General features: G+C 70.8%; 18 protein-coding genes. 15 read left to right on the top strand and 3 right to left on the bottom strand.

The window, feature by feature from the left end:
• Positions 1–366: 366 nt before the first annotated feature.
• The 3 genes from ACIPV1_RS14675 (at position 367) to ACIPV1_RS14665 (ending at position 4557) form a co-directional block, all read left to right on the top strand.
• Positions 367–2175 carry an ABC transporter ATP-binding protein gene (locus ACIPV1_RS14675; RefSeq protein WP_131877582.1) on the top strand — a complete coding sequence of 603 codons (1809 nt, stop codon included), beginning with the start codon at positions 367–369 and terminating at the stop codon, positions 2173–2175.
• A 110-nt stretch (positions 2176–2285) separates the two neighbouring features.
• Positions 2286–4094: an ABC transporter ATP-binding protein gene (locus ACIPV1_RS14670; RefSeq protein ID WP_123341009.1), complete on the top strand. Its 1809-nt coding sequence runs from the start codon at positions 2286–2288 to the stop codon at positions 4092–4094.
• Between the two features lie 37 nt (positions 4095–4131).
• On the top strand, positions 4132–4557 hold the full coding sequence (locus tag ACIPV1_RS14665) for a DUF805 domain-containing protein (protein WP_123293233.1): 426 nt from the start codon (positions 4132–4134) through the stop codon (positions 4555–4557).
• A gap of 39 nt (positions 4558–4596) precedes the next feature.
• Here the strand turns inward: ACIPV1_RS14665 and ACIPV1_RS14660 are convergent, their stop codons facing one another.
• On the bottom strand, positions 4597–4935 hold the full coding sequence (locus tag ACIPV1_RS14660) for an MGMT family protein (RefSeq protein ID WP_402726704.1): 339 nt from the start codon (positions 4933–4935) through the stop codon (positions 4597–4599).
• A gap of 14 nt (positions 4936–4949) precedes the next feature.
• Positions 4950–5405 carry a GNAT family N-acetyltransferase gene (locus ACIPV1_RS14655; RefSeq protein WP_111085338.1) on the bottom strand — a complete coding sequence of 152 codons (456 nt, stop codon included), beginning with the start codon at positions 5403–5405 and terminating at the stop codon, positions 4950–4952.
• Between the two features lie 85 nt (positions 5406–5490).
• Between ACIPV1_RS14655 and ACIPV1_RS14650 the strand changes: the two genes are divergently transcribed.
• The 11 genes from ACIPV1_RS14650 to ACIPV1_RS14600 all read left to right on the top strand — a co-directional run bounded on the left by ACIPV1_RS14650 (position 5491) and on the right by ACIPV1_RS14600 (position 20940).
• The gene (locus ACIPV1_RS14650; RefSeq protein ID WP_402726703.1) at positions 5491–6816 is read left to right on the top strand and encodes an ROK family protein; all 1326 of its coding nucleotides are present in this window, start codon (positions 5491–5493) and stop codon (positions 6814–6816) included.
• An 82-nt stretch (positions 6817–6898) separates the two neighbouring features.
• The gene (locus tag ACIPV1_RS14645; protein ID WP_402726702.1) at positions 6899–7828 is read left to right on the top strand and encodes a hypothetical protein; all 930 of its coding nucleotides are present in this window, start codon (positions 6899–6901) and stop codon (positions 7826–7828) included.
• Between the two features lie 150 nt (positions 7829–7978).
• Positions 7979–10387, top strand: a complete 2409-nt coding sequence (locus ACIPV1_RS14640; RefSeq protein WP_402726701.1) for a lamin tail domain-containing protein — start codon at positions 7979–7981, stop codon at positions 10385–10387.
• Between the two features lie 122 nt (positions 10388–10509).
• Complete coding sequence (locus ACIPV1_RS14635; protein ID WP_402726700.1) at positions 10510–11352, top strand: PhzF family phenazine biosynthesis protein; 843 nt, start codon at positions 10510–10512, stop codon at positions 11350–11352.
• Between the two features lie 222 nt (positions 11353–11574).
• Complete coding sequence (locus ACIPV1_RS14630; RefSeq protein ID WP_123293238.1) at positions 11575–12933, top strand: extracellular solute-binding protein; 1359 nt, start codon at positions 11575–11577, stop codon at positions 12931–12933.
• A 108-nt stretch (positions 12934–13041) separates the two neighbouring features.
• Positions 13042–13992, top strand: coding sequence for a carbohydrate ABC transporter permease (locus ACIPV1_RS14625; RefSeq protein ID WP_111085332.1), 951 nt, complete (start codon positions 13042–13044; stop codon positions 13990–13992).
• Entirely contained in the window at positions 13992–14891 is a 900-nt protein-coding gene (locus tag ACIPV1_RS14620) for a carbohydrate ABC transporter permease (protein ID WP_333925055.1), read from the top strand. Before ACIPV1_RS14625 ends, ACIPV1_RS14620 begins: the two co-directional genes overlap by 1 nt.
• A gap of 37 nt (positions 14892–14928) precedes the next feature.
• Positions 14929–18042 carry an alpha-mannosidase gene (locus ACIPV1_RS14615; RefSeq protein WP_402726699.1) on the top strand — a complete coding sequence of 1038 codons (3114 nt, stop codon included), beginning with the start codon at positions 14929–14931 and terminating at the stop codon, positions 18040–18042.
• 299 nt (positions 18043–18341) lie between these two features.
• Entirely contained in the window at positions 18342–19313 is a 972-nt protein-coding gene (locus ACIPV1_RS14610) for a hypothetical protein (RefSeq protein ID WP_402726698.1), read from the top strand.
• 33 nt (positions 19314–19346) lie between these two features.
• Positions 19347–20087: a histidine phosphatase family protein gene (locus tag ACIPV1_RS14605; RefSeq protein ID WP_402726697.1), complete on the top strand. Its 741-nt coding sequence runs from the start codon at positions 19347–19349 to the stop codon at positions 20085–20087.
• Complete coding sequence (locus tag ACIPV1_RS14600) at positions 20077–20940, top strand: NAD(P)H-hydrate dehydratase (protein WP_402726696.1); 864 nt, start codon at positions 20077–20079, stop codon at positions 20938–20940. Before ACIPV1_RS14605 ends, ACIPV1_RS14600 begins: the two co-directional genes overlap by 11 nt.
• Before the next feature lie 141 nt (positions 20941–21081).
• Here the strand turns inward: ACIPV1_RS14600 and ACIPV1_RS14595 are convergent, their stop codons facing one another.
• Entirely contained in the window at positions 21082–21519 is a 438-nt protein-coding gene (locus ACIPV1_RS14595; RefSeq protein WP_402726695.1) for a YdeI/OmpD-associated family protein, read from the bottom strand.
• Between the two features lie 198 nt (positions 21520–21717).
• On the opposite strand from ACIPV1_RS14595, the gene ACIPV1_RS14590 reads away from it, so the two are divergent.
• Entirely contained in the window at positions 21718–22860 is a 1143-nt protein-coding gene (locus ACIPV1_RS14590; RefSeq protein WP_131921950.1) for an ABC transporter substrate-binding protein, read from the top strand.
• Positions 22861–22864 lie beyond the last annotated feature (4 nt).

Genomic DNA, 22864 nt, shown 5'->3' with positions numbered 1-22864 from the left:
GCAGGTCTCGTGTCCGTCGTGGGGACCACTCCCGCACGGCGATCCCTGATCGCACCGCGACCGCGCGTCGCGGCCGCCGTCTAGCCAGGCCGTTCCCACGGCCTCGCGGCGCCGCACGACCAGCGTCCGCGAACCACCCGCCTGAACCCGGGGGACGAGTGTCTCCCGGTGCCCTCCGGCCCGACCGACGTCACGCGAGTGACGGCGGAGGCGCGACCACGCGCCCGGCCGATGATCACCACGCAACGCCACACCGAGCCTCCAGGTCGAGGCCGCGCACGCACCGCACGCCAGCAGCAAGCAAACAGCAGGCGGCCAGGGCGCAGCGCGACCCGGGGACCCGGCAGACGCATGAGGACGCAACGCATGTCCAAGTCGCCCACCACGGCGCGCCCGTCCACCTTCCGCGCGATCGCGCGGATCTACCCCTACGTGAAGCCCTACCAGGGGCGCCTCATCGGCGGCATGGCCGCAGCGATGGGAGCCTCCTTGGTGGCGCTCGCAATCCCCTACGTCCTGCAGTGGCTCGTCGACGGCCCGCTGTCATCGAAGGACGGCGCACAGATCTGGCCCGCCGGCCTCGGCGTGCTCGCCCTCGGTGTGCTCGAGGCGTTCTTCATCGCCTCGCGCCGCCGGATGGTGATGCGCCCCTCGACGCGGATCGAGGCCAGCATGCGGAACTCGCTGTACGCGAAGCTGCAGGACCTGCCCGTCGCGTTCCACGACCGGTGGGAGTCGGGGCAGCTGCTGTCCCGTTCCGTGTCGGACCTGTCGTTGATCCGCCGCTGGCTGGCCTTCGGTGTCGTCCTGCTCGTCGTGAACGTCGTGACGATCGTCGTCGGCTTCGTCGTGCTGTTCACCTTCGGGTGGCTGCTCGGGCTGATCTTCCTGATCGCGTCGATCCCGCTGTGGATCAACGGGCTGCTGTTCGAGCGTCGGTACTCCGTCGTCGCGCGCCGCAGCCAGGACCAGGTCGGTGACCTCGCGACGAGCGTCGAGCAGTCGGTGCACGGCATCCGCGTGCTCAAGGCGTTCGGCCGCGGCGGGTCGAAGCTCGAGGAGTTCAGCGAGCAGGCCGAAGCCCTGCGTGGCACGGAGATCAAGAAGGCGAAGGCCATCGCGAGCATCTGGCTGTGGCTGCTGCTCGTGCCGGACGTCGCGTTCGCACTGTGCCTGCTCGCCGGCATCTGGCTGGCGTCGCAGGGCGAGATGACCGTCGGTCAGCTGTTCGCGTTCTTCGCGACGGCGACGGTGCTGCGGTTCCCGATCGAGTCGATCGGCTTCCTGCTCTCGATGACGTTCGACACCCGCACGGCGGTCGACCGCTTCTTCGAGGTCATGGACTCCGAGAACACCATCACGGACCCGAAGGACCCGAAGACGATCGCGGAGCCGCACGGTGCGCTGTCGTTCAACGGCGTGCACTTCCGGTACCAGGACTCCGCGCCGCAGTACCCGGACCTGATCAACGGCGTCGAGCTGCAGCTGCAGCCGGGCGAGACCATGGCGCTCGTCGGGCTCACGGGCTGCGGCAAGACGACGCTGCTCTCGCTGGTGCCGCGCCTGTACGACGTGACCGGCGGATCGGTGACGATCGACGGGGTCGACATCCGCGACCTCACCCGCGAAGAACTGCGCCGGCACGTCGGCGTCGCCTTCGAGGACGCCACCCTGTTCTCGTCGACCGTGCGTGAGAACGTGCTGCTCGGTCGACCGGACGTGCAGGGTGCCGAGGCCGAGGCGCTCATGCGCGAGGCACTCGACATCGCGCAGGCGTCTTTCGTGGACGACCTGCCCGACGGCGTGGACACCCGGGTGGGCGAAGAGGGGCTGTCGCTGTCCGGTGGACAACGCCAGCGCCTGGCGCTCGCTCGCGCGATCGCCGCGCGGCCGTCGGTGCTGGTCCTCGACGACCCACTGTCGGCGCTCGACGTCGACACCGAGGCGCGGGTCGAGGCGGGCCTGCGGCGCGTGCTCGCCGACACGACGTCGCTCATCGTGGCGCACCGTCCGTCGACGGTGACGCTGGCCGACCGGGTCGCGCTGATGGAGAACGGCGTCGTCACCGCCGTCGGGACCCACCACGACCTGATGGCCACCAACGAGCACTACCGCTACGTCATCTCGTCGCTCGACGACGACGACGCGACCGCACGACAGGAGGCGATGGCATGAGCCAGCAAGAGAAGAACCTGCCGCTCGACACGTCGGCCGGGCCGGGAGGCGCGGATCCCGTCGTCGACGACATCGCCGACGCGCAGTCTGCCGCGCCCGTCACCGCCTCGATCACCACCCTGGGCGTGCGCGGCGAGGAGCGTGAGGACTTCACCAAGGCGGAGAGCAAGCGCCTGCGGCGTCGCTCCCTCGCCCTGCTCGGGTCCCTCGCGGCCCCGCTGAAGCTCCGCCTGGTGCTGCTCGGGATCGTCGTCGTGGTCTCCACGGCGGGCACCGTCGCGGGCCCGGCGCTCATCGCGTGGGGCATCGACAACGCCCTGCCCGCCGTGATGGACCAGAACGACTGGGTGCCGGCGTTCGGCGTCGTCGCGACCTACATCGTCGTGGCCGTCCTCGGCGCGGTGCTCACCGCCTGGTACACCGTGCTCGCCGCACGGATCAGCCAGGCGATCCTGTTCGACCTGCGCAAGCGGGTGTTCCTGCACACGCAGCGGCTGTCGCTCGAGTTCCACGAGACCTACACGTCCGGCCGGATCATCTCCCGCCAGACGAGTGACCTCGACTCGATCCGCGAGCTGCTCGACTCTGGCCTGAACCAGCTCATCCAGGGCGTGCTGTACATGGTGTTCACCGCCGTGGCCCTGGTGCTGCTCGACCCGACGTCCGGGCTCGTGCTCGCGGTGTCGCTCGTGCCGCTCTGGTTCCTGATCCGCTGGTTCCAGAAGAACTCGCAGACGCTGTTCCGCGCCACCCGCGTCACCTCGGCGCGCGTGATCGTGCACTTCGTCGAGACGATGACGGGCATCCGTGCCGTGCAGGCGTTCCGCAAGGAGTCGCGCAACAAGGACGAGTACGGCGGCTTCGTCGAGGACTACCGGCTGGCGAACACGAAGGTGTTCAACCTGTTCGGGACGTTCGACCCGGTGCTCGTGCTCATCGGCAACGCCACGCTCGCCGCGGTCGTCGTCGTCGGCGGCTTCCGGATCGTCGGCGGGACGCTCGAGGTCGGTGCGCTGCTCGCGGTCGCGCTGTACGCCAAGCGCTTCTTCGACCCGGCGCAGGAGCTCGCGATGTTCTACAACGGGTACCAGTCGGCCTCGGCGGCGATGGAGAAGATCTCCGGCGTCCTCGAGGAACGGCCGAGCGTGCCGGACCCCGTGAAGCCGACCAAGCTGGCCGACGCCACGGGCAAGATGGACTTCGACGAGGTCGTGTTCGCCTACAACGCGGGCAAGGTCGTCCTGCCGGAGTTCGACCTGCACATCCCGTCCGGGCAGACCATCGCGCTCGTCGGGTCCACCGGCGCGGGCAAGTCGACGCTCGCCAAGCTCATGGCGCGCTTCTACGACCCGTCGCACGGTTCCGTGCGGCTCGACGGCGTGGACCTGCGCGACCTCGACACGAAGGACATGCGCCGCGCGATCGTCATGGTCACGCAAGAGGCCTACCTGTTCTCCGGCACGGTCGCGGACAACATCGCGCTCGGCAAGCCGGGGGCCTCCCGCGCCGAGATCGAGGCGTCCGCCAAGGCGGTCGGCGCGCACGAGTTCATCATGGCGCTCCCCGACGGGTACGACACCGACGTGAACAAGCGCGGTGGTCGTGTCTCGGCGGGACAGCGGCAGCTGCTCTCGTTCGCGCGGGCGTTCATCGCGGACCCGAAGGTGCTCATCCTCGACGAGGCCACGGCGTCGCTCGACATCCCCTCGGAGCGGCTGGTGCAGGAAGGGCTCGAGACCCTGCTCGCCGACCGCACCGCGGTGATCATCGCGCACCGTCTGTCCACGGTCGCGATCGCCCACCGCGTGCTCGTGATGGAACACGGGAAGATCGTCGAGGACGGCACCCCCGCCGACCTCATCTCGGGTACCGGGCGGTTCGCCCAGCTGCACGCGGCCTGGCGCGACTCGCTCGTGTAGGACGCAGCCGGGCTGCACCACGTGGTTGGCTTGCTCCATGAGCAACGACAGCGTGCAGCCCGGCGGCGTCGCCCTGCGCGACCCCTTCTACGGCGCACCCTTCACCGAGGCCGTCCGGCGGTTCTGGCGGAAGTACACCGTGTTCACCGGACGGGCCTCGCGTGCCGAGTTCTGGTGGTGGTGGATCACGTCGCTCGCGATCGGACTCGTCCTGCAGCTCGTCCCGCAGGCGTTCACGCCGGACACCGCGCTGTTCGAGAACCCCGTCGGGTCCTACCTGTTCGTCCTCTGGGGCCTCGCGACCCTGATCGGGTCGCTCGCCCTCGGCGCCCGACGGCTGCACGACGCCGGCCTGTCCGGCTTCTGGCAGTTCCTGCACGTCGTGCCCGGCATCGGCTCGCTCGTCGTGTACGTGCTGTGCCTGATCCCGACGAGCCCGAAGGGCGAGCGCTTCGACCGCTGACCGCCGGCGGACGGACGGCCGACGTGCGCGGGCCGCACGTCAGAACGGGTCGTCCGCATCCGTGGACGGCGACCAGCGGGCACGACGCATGTCGAGCCTCCAGGCCGCCGTCCCCTGCACGAGCGGCGTGCCCTCCGCGCGGTAGTGCTGGAGCGCACGGGCCTCGTGGTGCAGCGGCGGGTGCCCACCCGCGCGCACCACGCGCCACCAGGGCAGGTCGGCGCCCTCGTGCGCCATCACCTTGCCGACCGCACGCGACGCGCGTGAGCCGAGCGCCGCGGCAACGTCGCCGTACGTCATGACGTGACCCGGCGGGATCATCCGGACCACCTCGGCGACGGCAGCGCCGAAGTCGACGGCAGCGTCGTCGGAGGGCACGGCGTCGGACGGTGCTAGAGCGTCAGGACCGCGAAGTGGTCGCCGTACTGGGTCTCGCGGACGACCTCGAAGCCCACGGCGCGGAAGAACGCCTCGGGGCTGTCGTCGCCACCGGGCTCGTACACGACCGTCAGGCGTTCCTGCCCACGGCTGCGGGCCTCGTCCGCCAGGCCGTGCACGGCGAAGCGGCCGACGCCGCGACCCTGCGCCGTGCCGGCGACGTTGACGCGCCAGATGGCGCTGCGCAGCTCTTCCTGCGCGTTGTCCGCGTCGAACGAACCGATGATGAGGCCCAGGACCTCGTCGCCGTCCAGGACCACACGGGTCCACGCGGAGCTCGGCTTGACGTCGGACTCGGCGACCCCGTAGGTGGTCGGCTGCACGAACTGTTCCTGACCCGGCTTGAGCGTCAGGGAGTTCGCCGCGGCAGCGGTCTTCGCGGAGAGTTCTTCGAGACGCAGGTCGGCCATGCGGCCAGGGTAACGGTGCGACCCGTGTGGGGGCCAGCGCGGACGGCAGACCGAGACCGCACCGTTGCCGCGGTATGGTCGCGGAATGGCAGAACATCGGCGTGGAGCGAACCTCCCGTCGATCGGCGGGTTCAACCGCACGGTCGTGCTCGATGCCGTCCGACGCTCGCCGGACGGCCTGAGCCGTGTCGAACTCGCCTCGCGGACCGGCCTCAGCGCGCAGACGGTGTCGAACGTCACCCGGTTCCTGATCGAGGCCGGCATGATCGTCGAGTCCGGCACCGTCGTCGCCGGTCGGGGCAAGCCGCGCACCATCCTGCGGCTCGAACCCGGCAGCCGCTACGCCGTCGGCGTGCACGTCGACCCGGCCGTCGTCACCTACGTGCTGCTCGACCTGGCCGGCACCGTCATCGCCTCGTCCACCACCTCGACGCCGACCGCCGACGACCCGTCCGAGGTCGTCCGCACCATCGGCTCCGCCGTCGACGGTCTGATCGCCGACGCAGGCGTAGACGTCGACGGAGTGCTCGGCGTCGGGATCGCCAGCCCCGGCCCCATCGACGTCGACGCCGGCATCGTGGTCGACCCGCCGTTCCTGCCACGATGGCGCGACGTGCCCCTGCGCGACGCGCTCGCCGAGGCCACGGGCTACCCCGTCCTGCTCGAGAAGGACGTCACGGCCGCCGCGGTCGGCGAGATGTTCCTGGCTGGGGAGTCGTCGGCGCGGAACTTCGCGTTCGTGTACTTCGGCACCGGGTTCGGCGTCGGGCTCGTCGTCGACCACGAACCCGTGCGCGGGGTCGGGTCGAACGCCGGCGACGCCGGGCACATCATGGTCGACCAGCGATCGCTCGCCGGCACCCCCGACGGGTCCGGCACCCGGGGAGAGGTGGGTGCGGCCGTGGCGCCGGACCGGCTCGTGCGGATCGCGCGGGAGCGGGGGGTGGCGTTGTCCGGCAGCGGTGACGCTGCTGGTGCGGTCTCGCCCGGTGGTGCGGCCGTGTCCGGTGGTGCGGCCGTGTCCGGTGGTGCGGCCGCGTCCGACGGGTCGGTCGACGCGGTGAACCGTGCCTGGGACGAACTCGCCGAGGCCATCGCTGCCGGCGATGAGGCCGCGACCACGCTCGCCGCCGAGGCCGGCACCGTCATGGGCGACGCCGCCGTCGTCATCGTGAACCTGCTCGACATCGACCGGGTCGTGTTCGGCGGACCGTTCTGGTCCCGCATCGCGAGTGCCGCACTGCCGGCCGCCCGCGCGGCGATCGTCGGGTCGCCGTTGCTCGTGCCGAAGCACGCGGTCGACGTGGTCGAGAGTGACCGCGGTGCCGACGTCGCCGCGGTGGGGGCCGCGTGCCTGGTGCTCGACGCCGCGTTGTCCCCGCGGGCGAGCGGGCTGCTCATCCGCCGCTGACGGCGGTCGGGGGTGGCTCGCACCGCCCGCTACGCTGCGAACCGACGGATCCGCCAGGTGGGCGGCGAACGACGGGGGACACATGACGGACAACGGCGCCGCGGGCACGATCGACCGACGCTGGGCGAAGGTCCGGCCACTCGTGTTCCGGACGATCATCGGCGCGGTCGTCGCAGCCGGGCTCGTCGGCATCGTGGCGGTGTTGGTCGGCGACTTCGGACGGGTCGCGGTGCAGCTGCTCCTGACGATCGTCGTGGTGGTCGTCTTCGCCCTGTTGTCCTGGTACGACGCCGACGTCTCGTCACGCCGATCGGGCACGTTCGCGTTCGTCAGCATCGCCACGTCGATGTACCTGCTCGTCGCGGGGCTGTACAAGGTGTGGCTCGCCCCGACGGACTCCTCCGGCGAGGACGGCCTCTGGCTCGTCGGCGAGCGGTTCTGGCACTGGATCTGGCTCGTCGGCGTCGCCCGCGTGGCGCTCCTGCACGTGCACCTACTGCTCGTCATCCACCGCCGGTACCCGACACCGGCACTCCAGGTCGTCGCGAAGGCCACCGTCGGGGTCATCGCCCTGCTCGCACTGCTGCTGTCGATCCCGCTGCTCGCACCCGACGTGGACTACGCCCGCGGCTACTGGCGACTCGTCTGGGTGGTGGTCATCCTCGACCTGCTCGGAACGGTCGTCGTCCCGCTCAGCAACGCGCTCTTCCGCCCGCGGGGCGCCGTCCCGGCGGGGGCGGTCGGAGCGTTGCCGACGCCGGAAGCGCCGCCGGCAGCACCCCCGACGGCGCCCGCGACACCGATCGCGACGTGGGCCGCCACTCCGGTGCCCGATGCCCCGACGGCTGCCACGGCCGCCACGGCGGCCGGCCCGGTCAGCGGGGACCGGTACCGGTACGAGCCGCGCCCGGAGGCGTCGCGTGCCCTGGCGTGGCCGCGGTACGTCGACGGCACGCCACTGCCGGCGCTGCCCGACGGGTCGCCCGACTTCTCCGGGGTCGCGCAGGGCTGAGGGATCCCGGGCACTGCGGGGTCACGTCGCTGAGGGATCGCGGCGCTCGGGCGCCGCGCGACACCTGTCGTTCACCGGGCGGCCACCGGTCGGATGCCCGGGTGCTGAACAGTCGTGCAGGTCTCCCCTCCCCTCCCGAGAAGGACCTGCATGCGCACTCCTGCCCTGCGCCCCCGCTCCGTGCGGATCGGTGCTGCCATCGTCACCGCGCTGGCCCTCGGCGCCGGTGTCGTCACGGCCAGCCCGGCACTCGCCGCCGTCGGTGACGACGACCCGAGCGTCGGCGCCGCCGCCCCGAACGGCCTCGTCGTCAACGAGGTCGAGTCGAACGGCGACGACACCGACTGGGTCGAGCTCGCGAACACGTCGTCGGCGTCGATCGACCTGACCGGGTACGCGTTCCTCGACGACGACAGCACCCACGACGCCTACGTCCTGCCCGCCGGCTCGACGATCGCCCCCGGCGGGTACTTCGTCATCGACCAGCTCTCGGCGACCGCGCCCGGGTTCGACTTCGGACTCGGCGGCGCCGACACCGCGCGGGTGTACGACCCCGCCGGCGACCTGGTGCTCCGGTACTCGTGGACGAGCCACGCGGTCGTCACGTACGGCCGGTGCGCCGACGGGACCGGTGCGCTGGTCGACACCACCGCGTCGACGAAGGGGGCCGCCAACGACTGCTCCTCGCCCGTGCGCATCAACGAGGTCGAGTCGCAGGACGGCACCCCTGGCGACTGGGTGGAGCTGACCAACGTCGGCAGCACCACGGTCGACCTGGGCGGGTACGTCCTCAAGGACAGCGAGGACGACCACGCGTACACGATCCCTGCCGGCACGACGATCGCGGCCGGGGGCTTCACAATCCTCGACGAGGCGGACTTCGGCTTCGGGCTCGGCAAGGCCGACTCCGCCCGGGTCTTCGATCCGCGGGGTGCGCTGGTCGACTCGTACTCGTGGACGGCCCACGCTGCCGCCACGTACGGCCGCAACCCGGACGGCACCGGCGACTTCGCCGAGACCGCCGAGTCGACGAAGGGCACCGCGAACCGGTTCGCCGGAGTCGTCACCGCCGAGCCGTGGCCCGGCGGCCCGGACGAGACCGTGCTCGACGACGAGGACACCTTCACCGGTGACCTGAGCGGCATCGACTGGACCACGTCCAGCACGTCCGAGGACGGCCAGCTGTGGGCCGTGCAGAACGGCGACGGCCTGCTCTACCACCTGACCTCGGACGGGCAGGGCGGCTGGGCACCGTCGAACGCCGCGGGCACGGACCTGCGGTACGCCGACGGCACGGGCACCCCGGACGCCGAGGGCGTCACCGTCACGAGCGACGACCCGGGCGCCGTGTACGTGTCGACCGAGCGGGACAACGACGTGTCGAAGACCAGCCGTCCGTCGGTCCTGCGGTACGCCACCACCGACGGATCCGAGTCGACCCTGCGCGCCACCGACGAGTGGGACCTCGCAGCCGACTTCCCGGGGCTCGGTGCGAACGCCGGCCTCGAGGGCGTCACCTGGATCCCGGACTCGTGGCTCACCGAGCAGGGCTTCGCCGACGAGCACACCGGCGCGGCCTACGCACCGTCGACGTACGCCGGACACGGCGAGGGGCTCTTCTTCGTCGGGGTCGAGGGCACCGCGAGCGTCTCCGCCTACGCCCTGATGGCGGACGGCTCGTTCCAGCGTGTGGCCACCATCGGATCGCCGTTCGCGGTCGTGGCCGACGTGCAGTTCGACCCGACCCTCGACGCGCTCTGGGTGGTGTGCGACGACGCCTGTGCCGGACGCACCGCGCTGTACGAACTGACCGACGGTGCCTTCACCGCCGCGAAGGTCTTCGAGGCTCCGTCGAACGCGGACCGGACGCTCGCCAACGAGGGCTTCGCGATCTCCGGCGTCTGCACCGACGGGCAGCGTGCGACCTTCTACGCCGACGACAACGACACGGACGGGTTCTCGCTCCGCACCGGGACGTACCCGTGCGAGGGCAGCGGCACCGATCCGGGCACGGACCCGGGCACCGACCCGACGCCCACGCCTGCTCCGGGTGACGGTGGATCGACGCCTGCGCCGACCCCCGGGACCGGTGGACCGATGCCGACCCCGTCGCCGACCGCTCCGGCCGCTCCGATCGCCCCGGTGGCTCCCTCGGAGACCGGCCTGACGGACACGAACCGTGGGAGCGTCTCGGCCCCGTCGTCCGCTCGTGCGGGAGAGACCATCACGGTCACGGTGGGCACGCAGTACGCCGGCGACCAGGTGAACGTGTGGCTGTACTCGACGCCGACGCTGCTCGGCACCGTGACGGTCGCTGAGGACGGCACGGTGCGCGTCACGATCCCGGCCGATGCTCCGGCTGGCGAGCACCGCATCGTCGTGACCGCTGCGGACGGCACGGTGCTGGGCTGGACCCCGATCACGATCACCGCTGACGGGCAGCTCGCGTTCACGGGTTCCGAGGGCCTCGGTGCCGGAGCACTCATCGCGTTCCTGCTGCTCGCCGCGGGCGCGGGGGTGCTGATCGTCCGCCGTCGCAAGGCGGCGGCTGCGGAGTAGCCCCCACGCCCCACGGGCGCACTTCGTGAGCAGGAATGGTCGGGTTCGCTCAGCGGACCCGACCATTCCTGCTCACCATGCGTGATCAGCAGTCCTCGCCGCCCCCGCAGTAGCGTCGGAGCATGAGCATCGACGTCCTCCGGTACACCGCCTTCGCCGCCGAGCCCGGGGGCGGCAACCCCGCCGGCCTGGTCCTCGACGCAGCAGCGCTTTCCGACGACGAGATGCTCGCCGTCGCCCGCGAGGTCGGCTACCCCGAGACCGCGTTCGTCGTCGGCGCCACGGCGACGGGCCCGCACGTCCGCTACTTCTCGCCCGCCGCCGAGGTGCCGTTCTGCGGGCACGCGACGGTCGCGCTCGCGGTGGCGCTCGCCGAACGGCAGGGGCTCGGCCGCCGAGTGTTCACGACGGCCGCCGGCGAGGTCGCCCTCGACGCCACCACCGGTCCGGACGGGGTGGTCCGGGTCGCGATGACGAGTGTCGAACCGGCGACGCGGGACATCGACTCGGCGCTCCTCGGGCGGTTGTTCGACCTGCTCGGGCTCACGGCCGACGACATCGCGCCGGGCTTCCCGGTGCTCGAGTCGTTCGCCGGCAACTGGCACCCGGTGCTCGTGCTGCACGACCGCGAGCTCTTCCACCAGTTCCGGTTCGCACCCGGACCGCTCGCCGACCTCAAGCACGAGGCCGGCTGGCAGGGGACGGTCACGGTGCTGCACCGGACCGGGGAGCGCGAGTACGAGGCGCGGAACCTGTTCCCCGCCGGCCGCATCACCGAGGACCCGGCGACGGGTTCGGCGGCAGCGTCGACCGGGGCGTACCTGCGCGAGGTCGGTGCCGTCGAGCCGGGGGACCGCGTCGTCATCCGGCAGGGGCGCCACGTCGGTCGTCCGAGCCTGCTGCTCGTCGACGTGCCGGAGTCCGGCGGGATCACCGTGACGGGGAGCGCGACCCCGATCGACTGACGGACGTTCCTTCCCAGAGCGCGTGGGATGGGAAGCGGAATCGGGCGTACCTGGTCGAAAGTTCCGACCAGGTACGCCCGATTCGGCACGGTACTCCCCAAACAGCAGCGCCCCGACGCGCGCGGCGCGAAAAACTCCTTGACACGGATAAGTCCATACGCTGGACTAATCCTGCGCGCGGGCGATGGAGCCCGCGGATGTCACCCGTGCAAAGGAGCACCGATGAAACGCACCCGCATCATCGCCGGACTCGCAGCCGTGGCCGTCGCCGCGGTCGGCCTGGCAGGCTGCTCAGCCTCGGGGTCCGCCTCGAGCGACACGATCAAGATCGCGTACCAGAAGTTCGGAGCCTTCCAGCAGCTCGACGCCCAGATGAAGGTCGTCAAGAAGGAGTACGAGAAGGACAACCCGGGCAAGAAGGTCACGCTCGTCCCGATCCAGGCCCAGGGCAACGACTACTACACGAAGCTCGCGCTCATGAACAAGGCGCCCGCGACGGCTCCCGACGTCATGTACGAGGACACGTTCCTCGTCAAGGCCGACGCCGAGGCCGGCTACCTCCTGCCGCTCGACAAGTACACGGCGAAGTGGAAGGACTGGGACCAGTTCTTCGACAACGCCAAGCAGGCCGGCCAGGGTGACGACGGCAAGATCTACGGCGTCCCGATGGGCACCGACACCCGCGCGCTTTGGTACAACAAGGACATCTTCAAGTCCGTCGGCCTGCCCGTGCCGTGGCAGCCGAAGACCTGGGACGACGTGCTCGCCGCAGCGAAGACGATCAAGGACAAGAAGCCCGACCTCATCCCGTTCAACATCTACTCGGGCAAGGCACAGGGCGAGGCGTCGACCATGCAGGGCTTCGAGATGCTCCTGTACGGGGCGGACGGCTCCGGCAACACGCTCTACAAGGACAAGAAGTGGGTCACGGGCTCGAAGCAGTTCGAGGACTCGCTGCAGTTCGTGAAGGACGTCTACCAGGGCGGCCTCGGCCCGACACCGCAGCAGGCGCTCGACACGAACGTCGGCACGACCATCGCGCAGACGTGGCTGCCGAAGGGCAAGCTCGCGATCGACCTCGACGGTTCGTGGCAGTCCGGCACGTGGCTCAAGTCCGGCACCGCGCCGTGGGCCGAGTGGAACGACGTGATGGGTCAGGCGCCGATGCCGACGCAGAACGGTCAGGACCCGGGCTACAACTCGATGTCCGGCGGCTGGACCCTGGCGGTCGGCGCGAAGTCGAAGAACCCGCAGGCGGCGTTCGACTTCATCACGAGCTTCCTCGACAAGGACGGCTCGCTGAAGTACGACACCGAGAACAGCCAGATCGCCGTCCGCAAGGACGTCGCGGACGACACCGCCTACACCGACGCCAACCCGACGTTCAAGTTCTTCTCCGGACTAGTGGAGAACACGAACTTCCGCCCGGCGACGAGTGACTACTCGCAGGTGTCCAACGCGATCCAGGTCGCGATGGAGTCGGTCATGACCGGACAGCAGACACCGAAGCAGGCGGCCGCCGTGTACGACAAGGCCGTCACGCAGGTGGTCGGCAAGGAGAACACCGTCTCGGCTGGTTGACGGACGTCACCCACTGACGGACGGGAGGCGCGGGGCGGCCCCGCACCGCGCCTCCCGGTCCGTCCTTCCCCACCTTCGGAACCCCTCCGCACCCGGAAGGCACCCATCGTGTCCAGCACCCCCCTCGCGCCGACGCTGTCGGCGCCCGGTGCGCCGAAGCGCACCGATCCACCCGTGCCGCGCAAGCGGCGACCGCTGCGGAACGTCGGCCGAGCGGTCCCGCTCCTGCCCGCCCTCGTCCTGCTCGTCATCTTCCTGCTCGGCCCCGTCATCTCCTCGTTCTACGGGTCGTTCACGAACTCCGCGCTCACCGGCGCCGGCGCTGCCGACCAGCAGTTCGTCGGCTTCCAGAACTACGTCGAACTGTTCCAGGACCCGGACTTCCCGAAGTCCGTCATCCTGACGGTCGTGTTCCTGCTCGCCTCGGCGGTCGTGGGACAGAACGTGCTGGGGCTCGGCCTCGCACTCCTGATGCGCTCCGCCAACAAGGCCGTCCGCGCGATCGTCGGCACCTTCGTCGTCGCCGCCTGGGTCCTGCCCGAGATCGTCGCCTCGTTCGCCGCGTACGCGTTCTTCAACGACGAGGGCACGCTCAACGAGTTCCTGAAGTCCATCGGCATCAGCGGACCGAACTGGCTCTACACGTTCCCGATGTTCGCCGTGATCCTGGCCAACATCTGGCGCGGTACGGCCTTCTCGATGCTCGTCTACTCCGCCGCCGTGCAGGAGGTCCCCGAGGAGATCACCGAGTCCGCCGAGGTCGACGGTGCCACCGGGTGGCAGCGCCTCGTCTACATCACCCTGCCGGTGATCCGACGGAGCATCTCCACCAACCTGATGCTGACGACGCTGCAGACGCTGTCGGTCTTCACCCTCATCTTCGTGATGACCGGGGGTGGGCCGGGCACGAACTCGTCGACCCTGCCGATCCTCGCCTACCAAGAGGCGTTCAAGTTCTCGCAGCTCGGCTTCGGGACCGCGATCGCGACCATCCTGCTCGTGGTGGGGGCGGTCTTCTCGATCATCTACATCCGAGCCCTCAAGCCGGAGGTGGACTGATGGCCATCACTGCCCCGTCCCTCGACCCGACCACCACCCGCTCGGTGACCGCTCCCGGTTCGCTGCACATGACGTCGCCCCGCGGCCGCACCATGCGGTGGGTGGCGAACACCGTGCTGCTCGTCATCGCGGTGTGCTTCGCGGTCCCGCTGCTCTGGCTCGTCCTCGCCTCGGTCGACACCCAGGCGTCGCTGTCCGTGAAGCTGCCGACGCAGTTCACGCTCGACAACTTCACGAAGGTGCTCACGCCCGAGCTGTCGTTCATCCCGCTCGCGAACAGCCTGCTGCTCTCCGGTGGCACGGCGGTCGTCACCGTGGTCTTCGCACTGCTCGCCGCGTACCCGCTGTCCCGCTACAAGATGCGGGTCAACAAGCCGTTCCTGTACAGCATCCTGTTCGGGACCGGCCTGCCGATCACCGCCATGATGGTGCCCGTCTACGCGCTGTTCGTGTCGCTCAACCTGATCGACAACGTGTGGGGCTGCATCTTCTTCCTCGCCGCCACGTCGCTGCCGATGGCGATCTGGATGGCGAAGAACTTCATGGACTCCGTGCCGATCTCGCTCGAAGAAGCAGCGTGGACCGACGGGGCGTCGATGATGACCACCTTGACGCGCATCGTCGTCCCGCTCATGCGTCCGGGCATCGCCGTCGTGTTCATCTTCGTGTTCATCCAGGCGTGGGGGAACTTCTTCGTCCCGTTCGTCCTGCTGCTCTCGCCCGACAAGGTGCCCGCCGCGGTGAGCATCTTCAACTTCTTCGGGCAGAACGGGGCGGTCGCGTACGGACAGCTCGCCGCGTTCTCCATCGTCTACTCCGTGCCCGTCATCGCCCTCTACGTGATCGTGTCCCGAGGCCTCGGCGGCGGCAACGCCCTCGCCGGCGGCATCAAGGGCTGATCTGCTGGCTCCGGCCGGCTCTCTCGAAAGGAACCACATGCACCAGGACGAACCGCTCGTCGAGGCCCGGATCGCTCGCCTCGTCCGCGACCGTGTCGACCCCGCCGTCCACCGCCGCTCGGCGCCGGTGACGATCGAGGCGTGGGAGGTGCCGGACGAGCCGGTGCCGTTCGACTCCGCCGTCCAGCAGGCGTACACACCGTTCACCGTGGGCAGCGCCTGGGGTGGCCGGCCGTGGGGGACCACCTGGTTCCGGATCACCGGCACCGTCCCCGCCGACTTCGGCACGGCGCCGGGGACCACTGCGGAACTGCTCGTCGACCTCGGGTTCACGAAGCGGCACCCGGGGTTCCAGGCCGAGGGACTGGCGTACCGCCCCGACGGCTCCACGATCAAGGGCGTCGAGCCACGGAACGACACCGTGCCCGTGGAGGTCCGTCCAGGGGAGTCGTTCGAGCTGTACGTCGAGGCCGGCGCGAACCCGGACATCGGCGGCGACTCGTTCCAGGGTGCGACGCCCCTCGGGTCGCGCTCCACCGCGGGTGACAAGCCGATCTACCGCGTGCGCGCCCTCGAACTCGTCGAGCGCGACGACACCGTGTGGGAGCTGCAGCAGGACTTCTGGGTCCTGCGTGGCCTGATGGCGGAGCTCCCCACGGACGGCACCCGCGGCGCCGACATCCTGCACGCGCTCGAGCTGGCAGCGGACGCCCTCGACCCCGACGACGTCGCCGGCACCGCAGCCGATGCTCGTCAGGTGCTCGCACCCGTGCTGGCCGTCCCGGCCAGTGCCGCGGCACACCGGGCGATCGCCGTCGGCCACGCCCACATCGACTCCGCCTGGCTCTGGCCGGTGCGCGAGACGATCCGCAAGTGCGCCCGCACCTTCTCGAACGTCCTCGACCTGATGGACCGCGACCCGGACTTCACCTTCGCCTGCTCATCCGCGCAGCAGTACGCGTGGATCCGCGACGGCTACCCGTCGATCTGGGCCCGCATCAAGCAGCGCGTCGCCGAGGGCCGGTGGATCCCGGTCGGTGGCATGTGGGTCGAGTCGGACACGAACCTGCCCGGTGGTGAAGCGCTCGCCCGACAGTTCGTCGCCGGCAAGCGCTTCTTCCTCGAGGAGTTCGGCATCGACACCCCCGAGGCCTGGCTGCCCGACTCGTTCGGCTACTCCGGCGCCCTGCCCCAGATCGTCCGCGCCGCCGGCTCGAAGTGGTTCGTCACCCAGAAGCCGTCGTGGAACGAGACGAACGTCATCCCGCACACCTCCTTCCACTGGGAGGGCATCGACGGCTCGCGCGTCCTGACGCACCTGCCGCCGGCCGACACCTACAACTCCGACGTCTCCGCCGCCGATCTGCACCGCGGCGAACGGAACAACAAGGAGCGCGGCGTCGCGAACACCTCGATGCTGCTCTACGGGTTCGGCGACGGCGGCGGCGGACCCACCCGCGAGATGGTCGCGGCCGCCCGACGCCAGCACGACCTGGACGGCTCGCCGCGCGTGCAGCTCGGCACCCCCACCCAGGTCTTCGAGGAGCTCGAACGGGTGCTGCCGACCCCCGGCGTGTGGTCCGGCGAGATGTACCTCGAGTTCCACCGTGGCACCTACACGTCGCAGATCCGCACGAAGCAGGGCAACCGTCGCTCCGAGCACCTGCTCCGCGAAGCCGAGCTCTGGGCGTCGACCGCGGCCGTGCGCCTCGGGCTCGACTACCCCTACGAAGAGCTCGAGCGCGCCTGGCACACCGTCCTGCTGCAGCAGTTCCACGACATCCTGCCGGGGTCCTCGATCGCCTGGGTCTACGAGAACGCCGAGGAGAACTACGCGCAGATCGCCCAGGTGCTCGAGGGGCTGATCGGCAACGCGACGACCGCGCTCGCGAACGGGGGCGCTGCGGCGCTCGCCGGCGTCGGGGCCTCGTCGTCGGCCGCCGCCGGCGGCAGCAGCGCGCTGCTCGACGCGCCGTCCGGCGCCGACGCCGTCGGCGGGAGCGGCTCGTCCGGGAACGTCGTGCGCTTCAACGCCTCGCCGGTCGCGGCGGGAGACGCGGCCGCCCTGGGTGGTTCGCTCGGCTCGGAACCGCGACCCGTGCCTCCCGTCCGCTCCGGCGACCACTTCGTGTTCGACACCGGCGTCGTCACGGCGACCATCGACGGAGCCGGCCACGTCGTGTCGCTCGTCGACCGCGCCAGCGGGCGCGACGCGATCGCACCGGGTGCGGCCGCTGCCGAGTACACCGTCTTCCGCGACACCCCGAACCAGTGGGAGGCGTGGGACATCGACCGCGCGTACCAGCGCAACGGCACCGTCCTGTCAGCGTCGTCGGTCGCGATCGACGGCTCCTCGCTCGTGGTGGAACGGGCCTTCGGGTCGTCGACGCTCACGACCCGGTACTCCGCCGTCGAGGGCGAGGCCGAGCTGGTGATCGAGACCGAGGTCGACTGGCACGAGCACCAGAAGCTGCTGAAGCTCGCGTTCCCGGTGGACGTCCGTGCGTCGTCCGCCTCGAGCGAGATCCAGTTCGGGCACATCGACCGGCCGACCCACCAGAACACCTCGTGGGACCACGCCCGCTTCGAGACCTCGGCGCACCGCTGGGTGCACGTCGCGGAGCCCGGGTTCGGTGTCGCGGTGGCGAACGACTCCACGTACGGGCACGACATCACGCGTTCCACGCGGCCCGACGGCGGGACCACGACGCTCGTGCGCGAATCGCTGCTGCGCGGGCCGACGTTCCCGGACCCGAACGCCGACCAGGGGCACCACGTGTTCCGGACGGTGCTGCGGGTGGGGGCCTCGGTGCTCGACGCCGCCGACTCCGGCTACCGGCTGAACCTGCCGGTGCGCTCGGTCGCGGGGACGACCGGGGTTTCGCCGCTGGTCTCGGTGTCGTCGCCGCAGGTGCTCGTCGAGGCCGTGAAGCTCGCCGAGGACCGCTCCGGTGACGTGGTCGTGCGACTGTACGAGGCCTCCGGCGGTCGGGCGACCGACGTCGGGGTGTCGTTCGGGTTCGACGTCGCTTCGGTGGCGACGGTGGACCTGCTGGAACGCCCGCTGGGGGACTCGTGGGACTCGGGGGAGCCGGTCGTGCTCACGCTCCGTCCCTTCGAGATCGTGACCCTGCGGGTACGCCGGGCCTGAGGCAGCGGGGCCGGTCCCCCTCGGGGGAGAGACCGCGGCGCCGGACGGGACACGGGTGCGTTCCGTCCGGCGCCGCCTTCTGCGTGTGTGCGGGCGTGCGTGGGCGGGGTGGGTGGGTACCTGGTCGATTCGGGCGTACCTGGTCGAAAGTTCCGACCAGGTACGCCCGATTCCGCTTGGCATCGCGGCCGTTCTGGGAAGGAACGTCCTCCCTCCACAGGCGGGCAGTCCTGGAGGCCCGTCCACAGACCTCGACGTCAGCCCGCTGGGCGCATGGCGGGTCGGGCAACGTCTCCTCCATGAACGAACCGCTGCCCATCCTCCGAGCCTCGGCCACGCGTGAGGCCGGACTCGACGCCACCACCCTGCGCCGCCGGACCCGACTCCAGGGTCCGGGCCGACTCGTCCGGGCAGGGCCGAACGCGTTCGTCGACGGCGCAGCGTGGGACGCGGCCGGGCCACGGCAGCGGTACGTCACCCGCGTGTACGCGCGGCTCGGCCGGCTCGGCCCGCGAGCGACGGCATCGCACGACTCAGCGGCCGCGGTGCACGGGCTGCCCGCGCTCGGCGGGTGGAGCGTCCCGGTGCACGCCACCGTGCCGGAGTCGATGTACCGGGGCAGGACCCCCGAGCTGGTCCTGCACACGAGACCGGTGCCCGGCGCCGAACGGGTCCGGATCGGCGACCTCGCCGTGACCGCGGTCCCGCGGACGGTGATCGACATCGCGATGAGCGGGGACCTGCGCACGGGGGTCGTCGTGGCAGACGCTGCACTGCGCAACGGGACCGAGCGCGACGAGCTGTGGCGAGCGGTGCACCCGAGTGCTCGCGGGCGGGCCCGGGCCGCACAGGTCCTCGACCTGGCCGACGGGCGTTCGGGCTCGCCGGCGGAGTCACTCGCGCGCGTGGTCTTCCGCGAGCTCGGGTTGCCCGCCCCCGTGCTGCAGCAGGAGTTCGTCGTCGACGGTCGCCGGTCCGCCGTCGACTTCTGGTTCCCCGCAGAAGGCGTCGTCGTCGAGATCGACGGACGCGCGAAGTACACGCAGGACCGGTACCTCGGCGGTCGCAGCCAGACCGAGGTGTTCCTGGACGAGAAACGTCGCCACGCCAGGCTGCTCACGGTGCCGGGCGTGCGGACGATCATCCGGCTCGAGTGGCGGGACCTGTTCGACCTCGATGCGCTGGCGCTCCGGTTCCGCGCCGCGGGGTTGCCGTGTGCGATCCGCCCGGTCCGGAGCGCCCGCCGCACCGCAGTCGGTGGGCGTCGGTGAGCCGGCTCAGCGCGGCGTGGTTAGCGTGGCGGCATGGCAGTGCAGGAGATCTGGCTCGTCCGCCACGGTGAATCGCTCGCGAACGTCGCCGCCGCCCGAGCAGAGGCCGCGGGCGAGGACGTCATCGACGTCGAGTACCGGGACGCCGACGTCCCGCTGAGCCCGCTCGGTGAGTCGCAGTCGCGGTCGCTCGGACAGGAACTCGCCGATCGTGGCATCGACGACGTCCCCGTGGCGCTGTGGGTCTCGCCGTACCTGCGTGCACAGCAGACCATCGAGATCGCGCTCGGGGCCGGCGGGCTGGCCGAGCCCGACAGGCGGGTGGACGAGCGGCTCCGCGACCGCGAGCTCGGTGTGCTCGACCTGCTCACCCTGCGGGGTGTCCGGAACCGGTACCCCGACGAGGAACGTCGCCGGCAGTGGCTCGGCAAGTACTACCACCGGCCAGCGGGCGGCGAGTCCTGGGCCGACGTGATGCTCCGGCTCCGATCGGCACTGGTCGACGTCGAACGGATCGAGAGCACCGAGCGGCTCGTCGTCGCGGCGCACGATGCCGTCGTGATGCTGGTCGTGGCGGTGTGCCTCGACCTCGACGAGCCGGCGCTCCTGGAGTTCGCTCGGACGCACGCGGTCGCGAACGCCTCCCTCACCCGACTCCGCCGCGAGCGTGCGGGCGCACCGTGGGTGCTCGAGGAGTTCTCCTCCGTCGGGCACCTCGACGACGACGAGGTCACGGCACACACCGGCCGGAAGGACGACGAGCATGTCCTCTGAGACCGTCACCCCGAACTTCCTGCGGGACTGGCCGCTCCCCGAGCCCGGCGCCGGCAAGTACGGTCGCGGGCAGGTGCTCGTGGTCGGCGGCGCAGCGCGGACGCCCGGAGCCGCGATGCTCTCGGCGCTCGCTGCACTCCGGGTGGGAGCGGGGCGGCTCACCCTCGCGGTGGGGCGGAGCATTGCGAACGAGGTCGCGGTCGCCGTGCCCGAGTCCGGCGTCGAACCGCTCGACGAGGACGCGGACGGTCACGTCGCCGTGGGCGCGATCGAGGGGATCGCGGACTCGGCTGCGAGCGCGGACGCGCTGCTGGTCGGCCCAGGACTCGACGAGCCGAACGGCACCCGTGACCTGGTGGCCGGACTCGCCGACGTCGTCGGACCGCAGACCACCGTCGTGCTCGATGCGTTCGCCCTCGGGGTGGCGGCCGACGTGCGGGACCGCCTGGAACCGCTCCGGGGTCGGCTGGTGATGACGCCCAACTCCGGCGAAGCCGAACGGCTCCTCGGTCGGGAGGGCAGCGGCGACGACGTGGCCGACGCGATGGCGATCGCGCAGCGGTTCGGTGCGGTCGTGGCCCTGGGGGACGCCATCGCGACTCCCCTGGGGCGGAGCTGGATCAAGGGCACCGGCTCCGGAGGACTCGGCACCAGCGGCAGTGGCGACGTCCTGTCGGGTGCGGTCGCCGGTCTGCTCGCTCGTGGCGCGGAACCGGCACAGGCGGTGGCGTGGGCGTCCTACGTGCACGCGGCTGCCGGTGATCGGCTCGCGGTGCAGGTCGGGCCCCTCGGGTACCTGGCGAGCGAACTCGTGACCGAGATCCCGCGGGTGCTCGTCGAACTCGGCGCCTGAGCTCGCCCGTTCTTTCCCAGAGCGCGCGCGATACCTCATGCTCTCGGGCATACCTGCCAGGAACTTCTGACCAGGTATGCCCGAATCGACCAGGTACGCCGCCCGCGCCGCGCCGCGCCGCGCCGCCTCGCCCCGCGCCGCTCAGCCCTGCAGCGCCTCCACGGCCTTCGCGATGCGCCGCGCTCGGGTCTCCGGCGCCTTCGCCTGCGACACCGGGTCGGCGAGCGCTCGCTGCCGTGAGTTCGACAGGGTGTCGAACGCTGCACGCACCCCAGCGTCCTGCAGTGCCGCCGCCAGGTCGTCGGGCAGGTCGATGACCCGGGGCTGCGTGTCGACGACGAGCGTGACCTCGACGGTGTCCCCGGCAGCGATGCCCGCGGCCTCGCGGTGCGACGCGGACAGCGGCGCCAGGAACTGCTCGTCCATGACCCCGACGGTGGACCGGTAGGTGTAGCCGCCGTTGATCGTGACCACCACCGGCGGGCGCTTCCCCGCACCCAACGCGTCGATCACGGCGGACGGGACCGGGAGCCCTGTCGCCGTCTTCCTCGCCAGCAGGACCGTCGTCGTGAACTGCATCCGTGCCTCCAGTGCGATGTGGACGCGACCGTGCGTCCGAGGTGGGAAACCAGCAGAACGGTACAGGCGTACCCGCTGTTCCGCCACCGTTCACCGGCGCAGCACGGGCCGGAAACCGGCCGCCTCCACGATCGTCCCGGGCCGAGAACCGCGGGCCCGCCTGAAGCACCCGCAGCACCCACCCGAAAGGCACCTCCCGTGCAGCACAAGCGCACCATCGCCGGCATCGCCCTCGCCGCCGCAGCGATCGTCACCCTCGCCGGATGCTCGGCCACGAGCTCGGCCAGCACGACGAAGGACGACACGAACTGGAAGACCGCCACGAGCGCCGAGGCCTCCGGTGGCATGGACGCCCTCGTGAAGGCCGCGAAGGCCGAGGGACAGCTCAACGTCATCGCGCTGCCGCCGTCGTGGGCCAACTACGGCAAGATCATCGACGGCTTCACGAAGAAGTACGACATCAAGGTCAACTCCGCGAACCCGAACGGCTCCAGCGCCGACGAGGTCGCCGCGGTGAAGTCGCAGAAGGGGCAGTCCACCGCTCCCGACGTGCTCGACCTCGGCAACGCCGTGCTGCAGGAGAACCTCGACCTGCTGACGGACTACAAGGTCGCGAACTGGAGCGACATCCCGGACACGCTCAAGGAGCAGGACGGCGCCTGGACCCGCGACTACACGGGCCTGATGTCGATCGGCTACGACTCGTCGAAGATCACGGACGCCCCGAAGGACCTGACGGACCTGCTCGGCTCCGAGTACAAGGGCAAGGTCTCCATCGCGGGCGACCCGACGCAGGCGAACCAGGCTGCGTCCGCGGTCTACCTGGCCGCGCTCGAGAACGGCGGCTCGGCCGACGACATCACCAAGGGCGTCGACTACTTCGGCAAGCTCAAGCAGGCCGGCAACTTCCAAAACGTGTTGCCCACGCAGGCCACGGTCGCCTCGGGCGAGACCCCCGTGGTCATCCAGTGGTCGTACAACAACCTCGCGTGGGGCCCCGCCGCCGGTGCGAGTGGCAACAAGGACTGGAAGACCGTCGTGCCTGAGGGCCAGGCGCTCGGCTCGTACTACTCGCAGGCCATCAACAAGGACGCCCCGCACCCCGCCGCAGCGCGCCTGTGGCAGGAGTACATCGCCAGCCCCGAGGCGCAGAACCTGTACCTGCAGGCCGGTGCGTTCCCGTCGACCCTCGCCGCCCTGGAGGAGTCCGGCAAGGTCGACCAGGACGCCCTCGACGCCGCCGGCGGTGCGCCGAAGGACTACGTCGAGCTGACCGACGCACAGGTGGCAGACGCCGCGAAGGTGCTGTCGGCCAAGTGGTCCTCGACCATGGGGTCCTGACCAG

This window comes from Curtobacterium sp. NPDC089991, assembly GCF_044748425.1.
Taxonomy (GTDB): domain Bacteria; phylum Actinomycetota; class Actinomycetes; order Actinomycetales; family Microbacteriaceae; genus Curtobacterium.
Note: the sequence above shows the minus strand (reverse complement) of the source record. Positions and strands in the feature narration are given on the sequence as shown.

Excerpts from the sequence above, each read along its gene's own strand:
- ACIPV1_RS14675 (WP_131877582.1), top strand. The coding sequence starts at position 367 with ATGTCCAAGTCGCCCACCACGGCGCGCCCGTCCACCTTCCGCGCGATC.
- ACIPV1_RS14665 (WP_123293233.1), top strand. The coding sequence starts at position 4,132 with ATGAGCAACGACAGCGTGCAGCCCGGCGGCGTCGCCCTGCGCGACCCC.
- ACIPV1_RS14655 (WP_111085338.1), bottom strand. The coding sequence starts at position 5,405 with ATGGCCGACCTGCGTCTCGAAGAACTCTCCGCGAAGACCGCTGCCGCG.
- ACIPV1_RS14650 (WP_402726703.1), top strand. The coding sequence starts at position 5,491 with ATGGCAGAACATCGGCGTGGAGCGAACCTCCCGTCGATCGGCGGGTTC.
- ACIPV1_RS14645 (WP_402726702.1), top strand. The coding sequence starts at position 6,899 with ATGACGGACAACGGCGCCGCGGGCACGATCGACCGACGCTGGGCGAAG.
- ACIPV1_RS14640 (WP_402726701.1), top strand. The coding sequence starts at position 7,979 with ATGCGCACTCCTGCCCTGCGCCCCCGCTCCGTGCGGATCGGTGCTGCC.
- ACIPV1_RS14635 (WP_402726700.1), top strand. The coding sequence starts at position 10,510 with ATGAGCATCGACGTCCTCCGGTACACCGCCTTCGCCGCCGAGCCCGGG.
- ACIPV1_RS14630 (WP_123293238.1), top strand. The coding sequence starts at position 11,575 with ATGAAACGCACCCGCATCATCGCCGGACTCGCAGCCGTGGCCGTCGCC.
- ACIPV1_RS14620 (WP_333925055.1), top strand. The coding sequence starts at position 13,992 with ATGGCCATCACTGCCCCGTCCCTCGACCCGACCACCACCCGCTCGGTG.
- ACIPV1_RS14615 (WP_402726699.1), top strand. The coding sequence starts at position 14,929 with ATGCACCAGGACGAACCGCTCGTCGAGGCCCGGATCGCTCGCCTCGTC.
- ACIPV1_RS14610 (WP_402726698.1), top strand. The coding sequence starts at position 18,342 with ATGAACGAACCGCTGCCCATCCTCCGAGCCTCGGCCACGCGTGAGGCC.
- ACIPV1_RS14605 (WP_402726697.1), top strand. The coding sequence starts at position 19,347 with ATGGCAGTGCAGGAGATCTGGCTCGTCCGCCACGGTGAATCGCTCGCG.
- ACIPV1_RS14600 (WP_402726696.1), top strand. The coding sequence starts at position 20,077 with ATGTCCTCTGAGACCGTCACCCCGAACTTCCTGCGGGACTGGCCGCTC.
- ACIPV1_RS14595 (WP_402726695.1), bottom strand. The coding sequence starts at position 21,519 with ATGCAGTTCACGACGACGGTCCTGCTGGCGAGGAAGACGGCGACAGGG.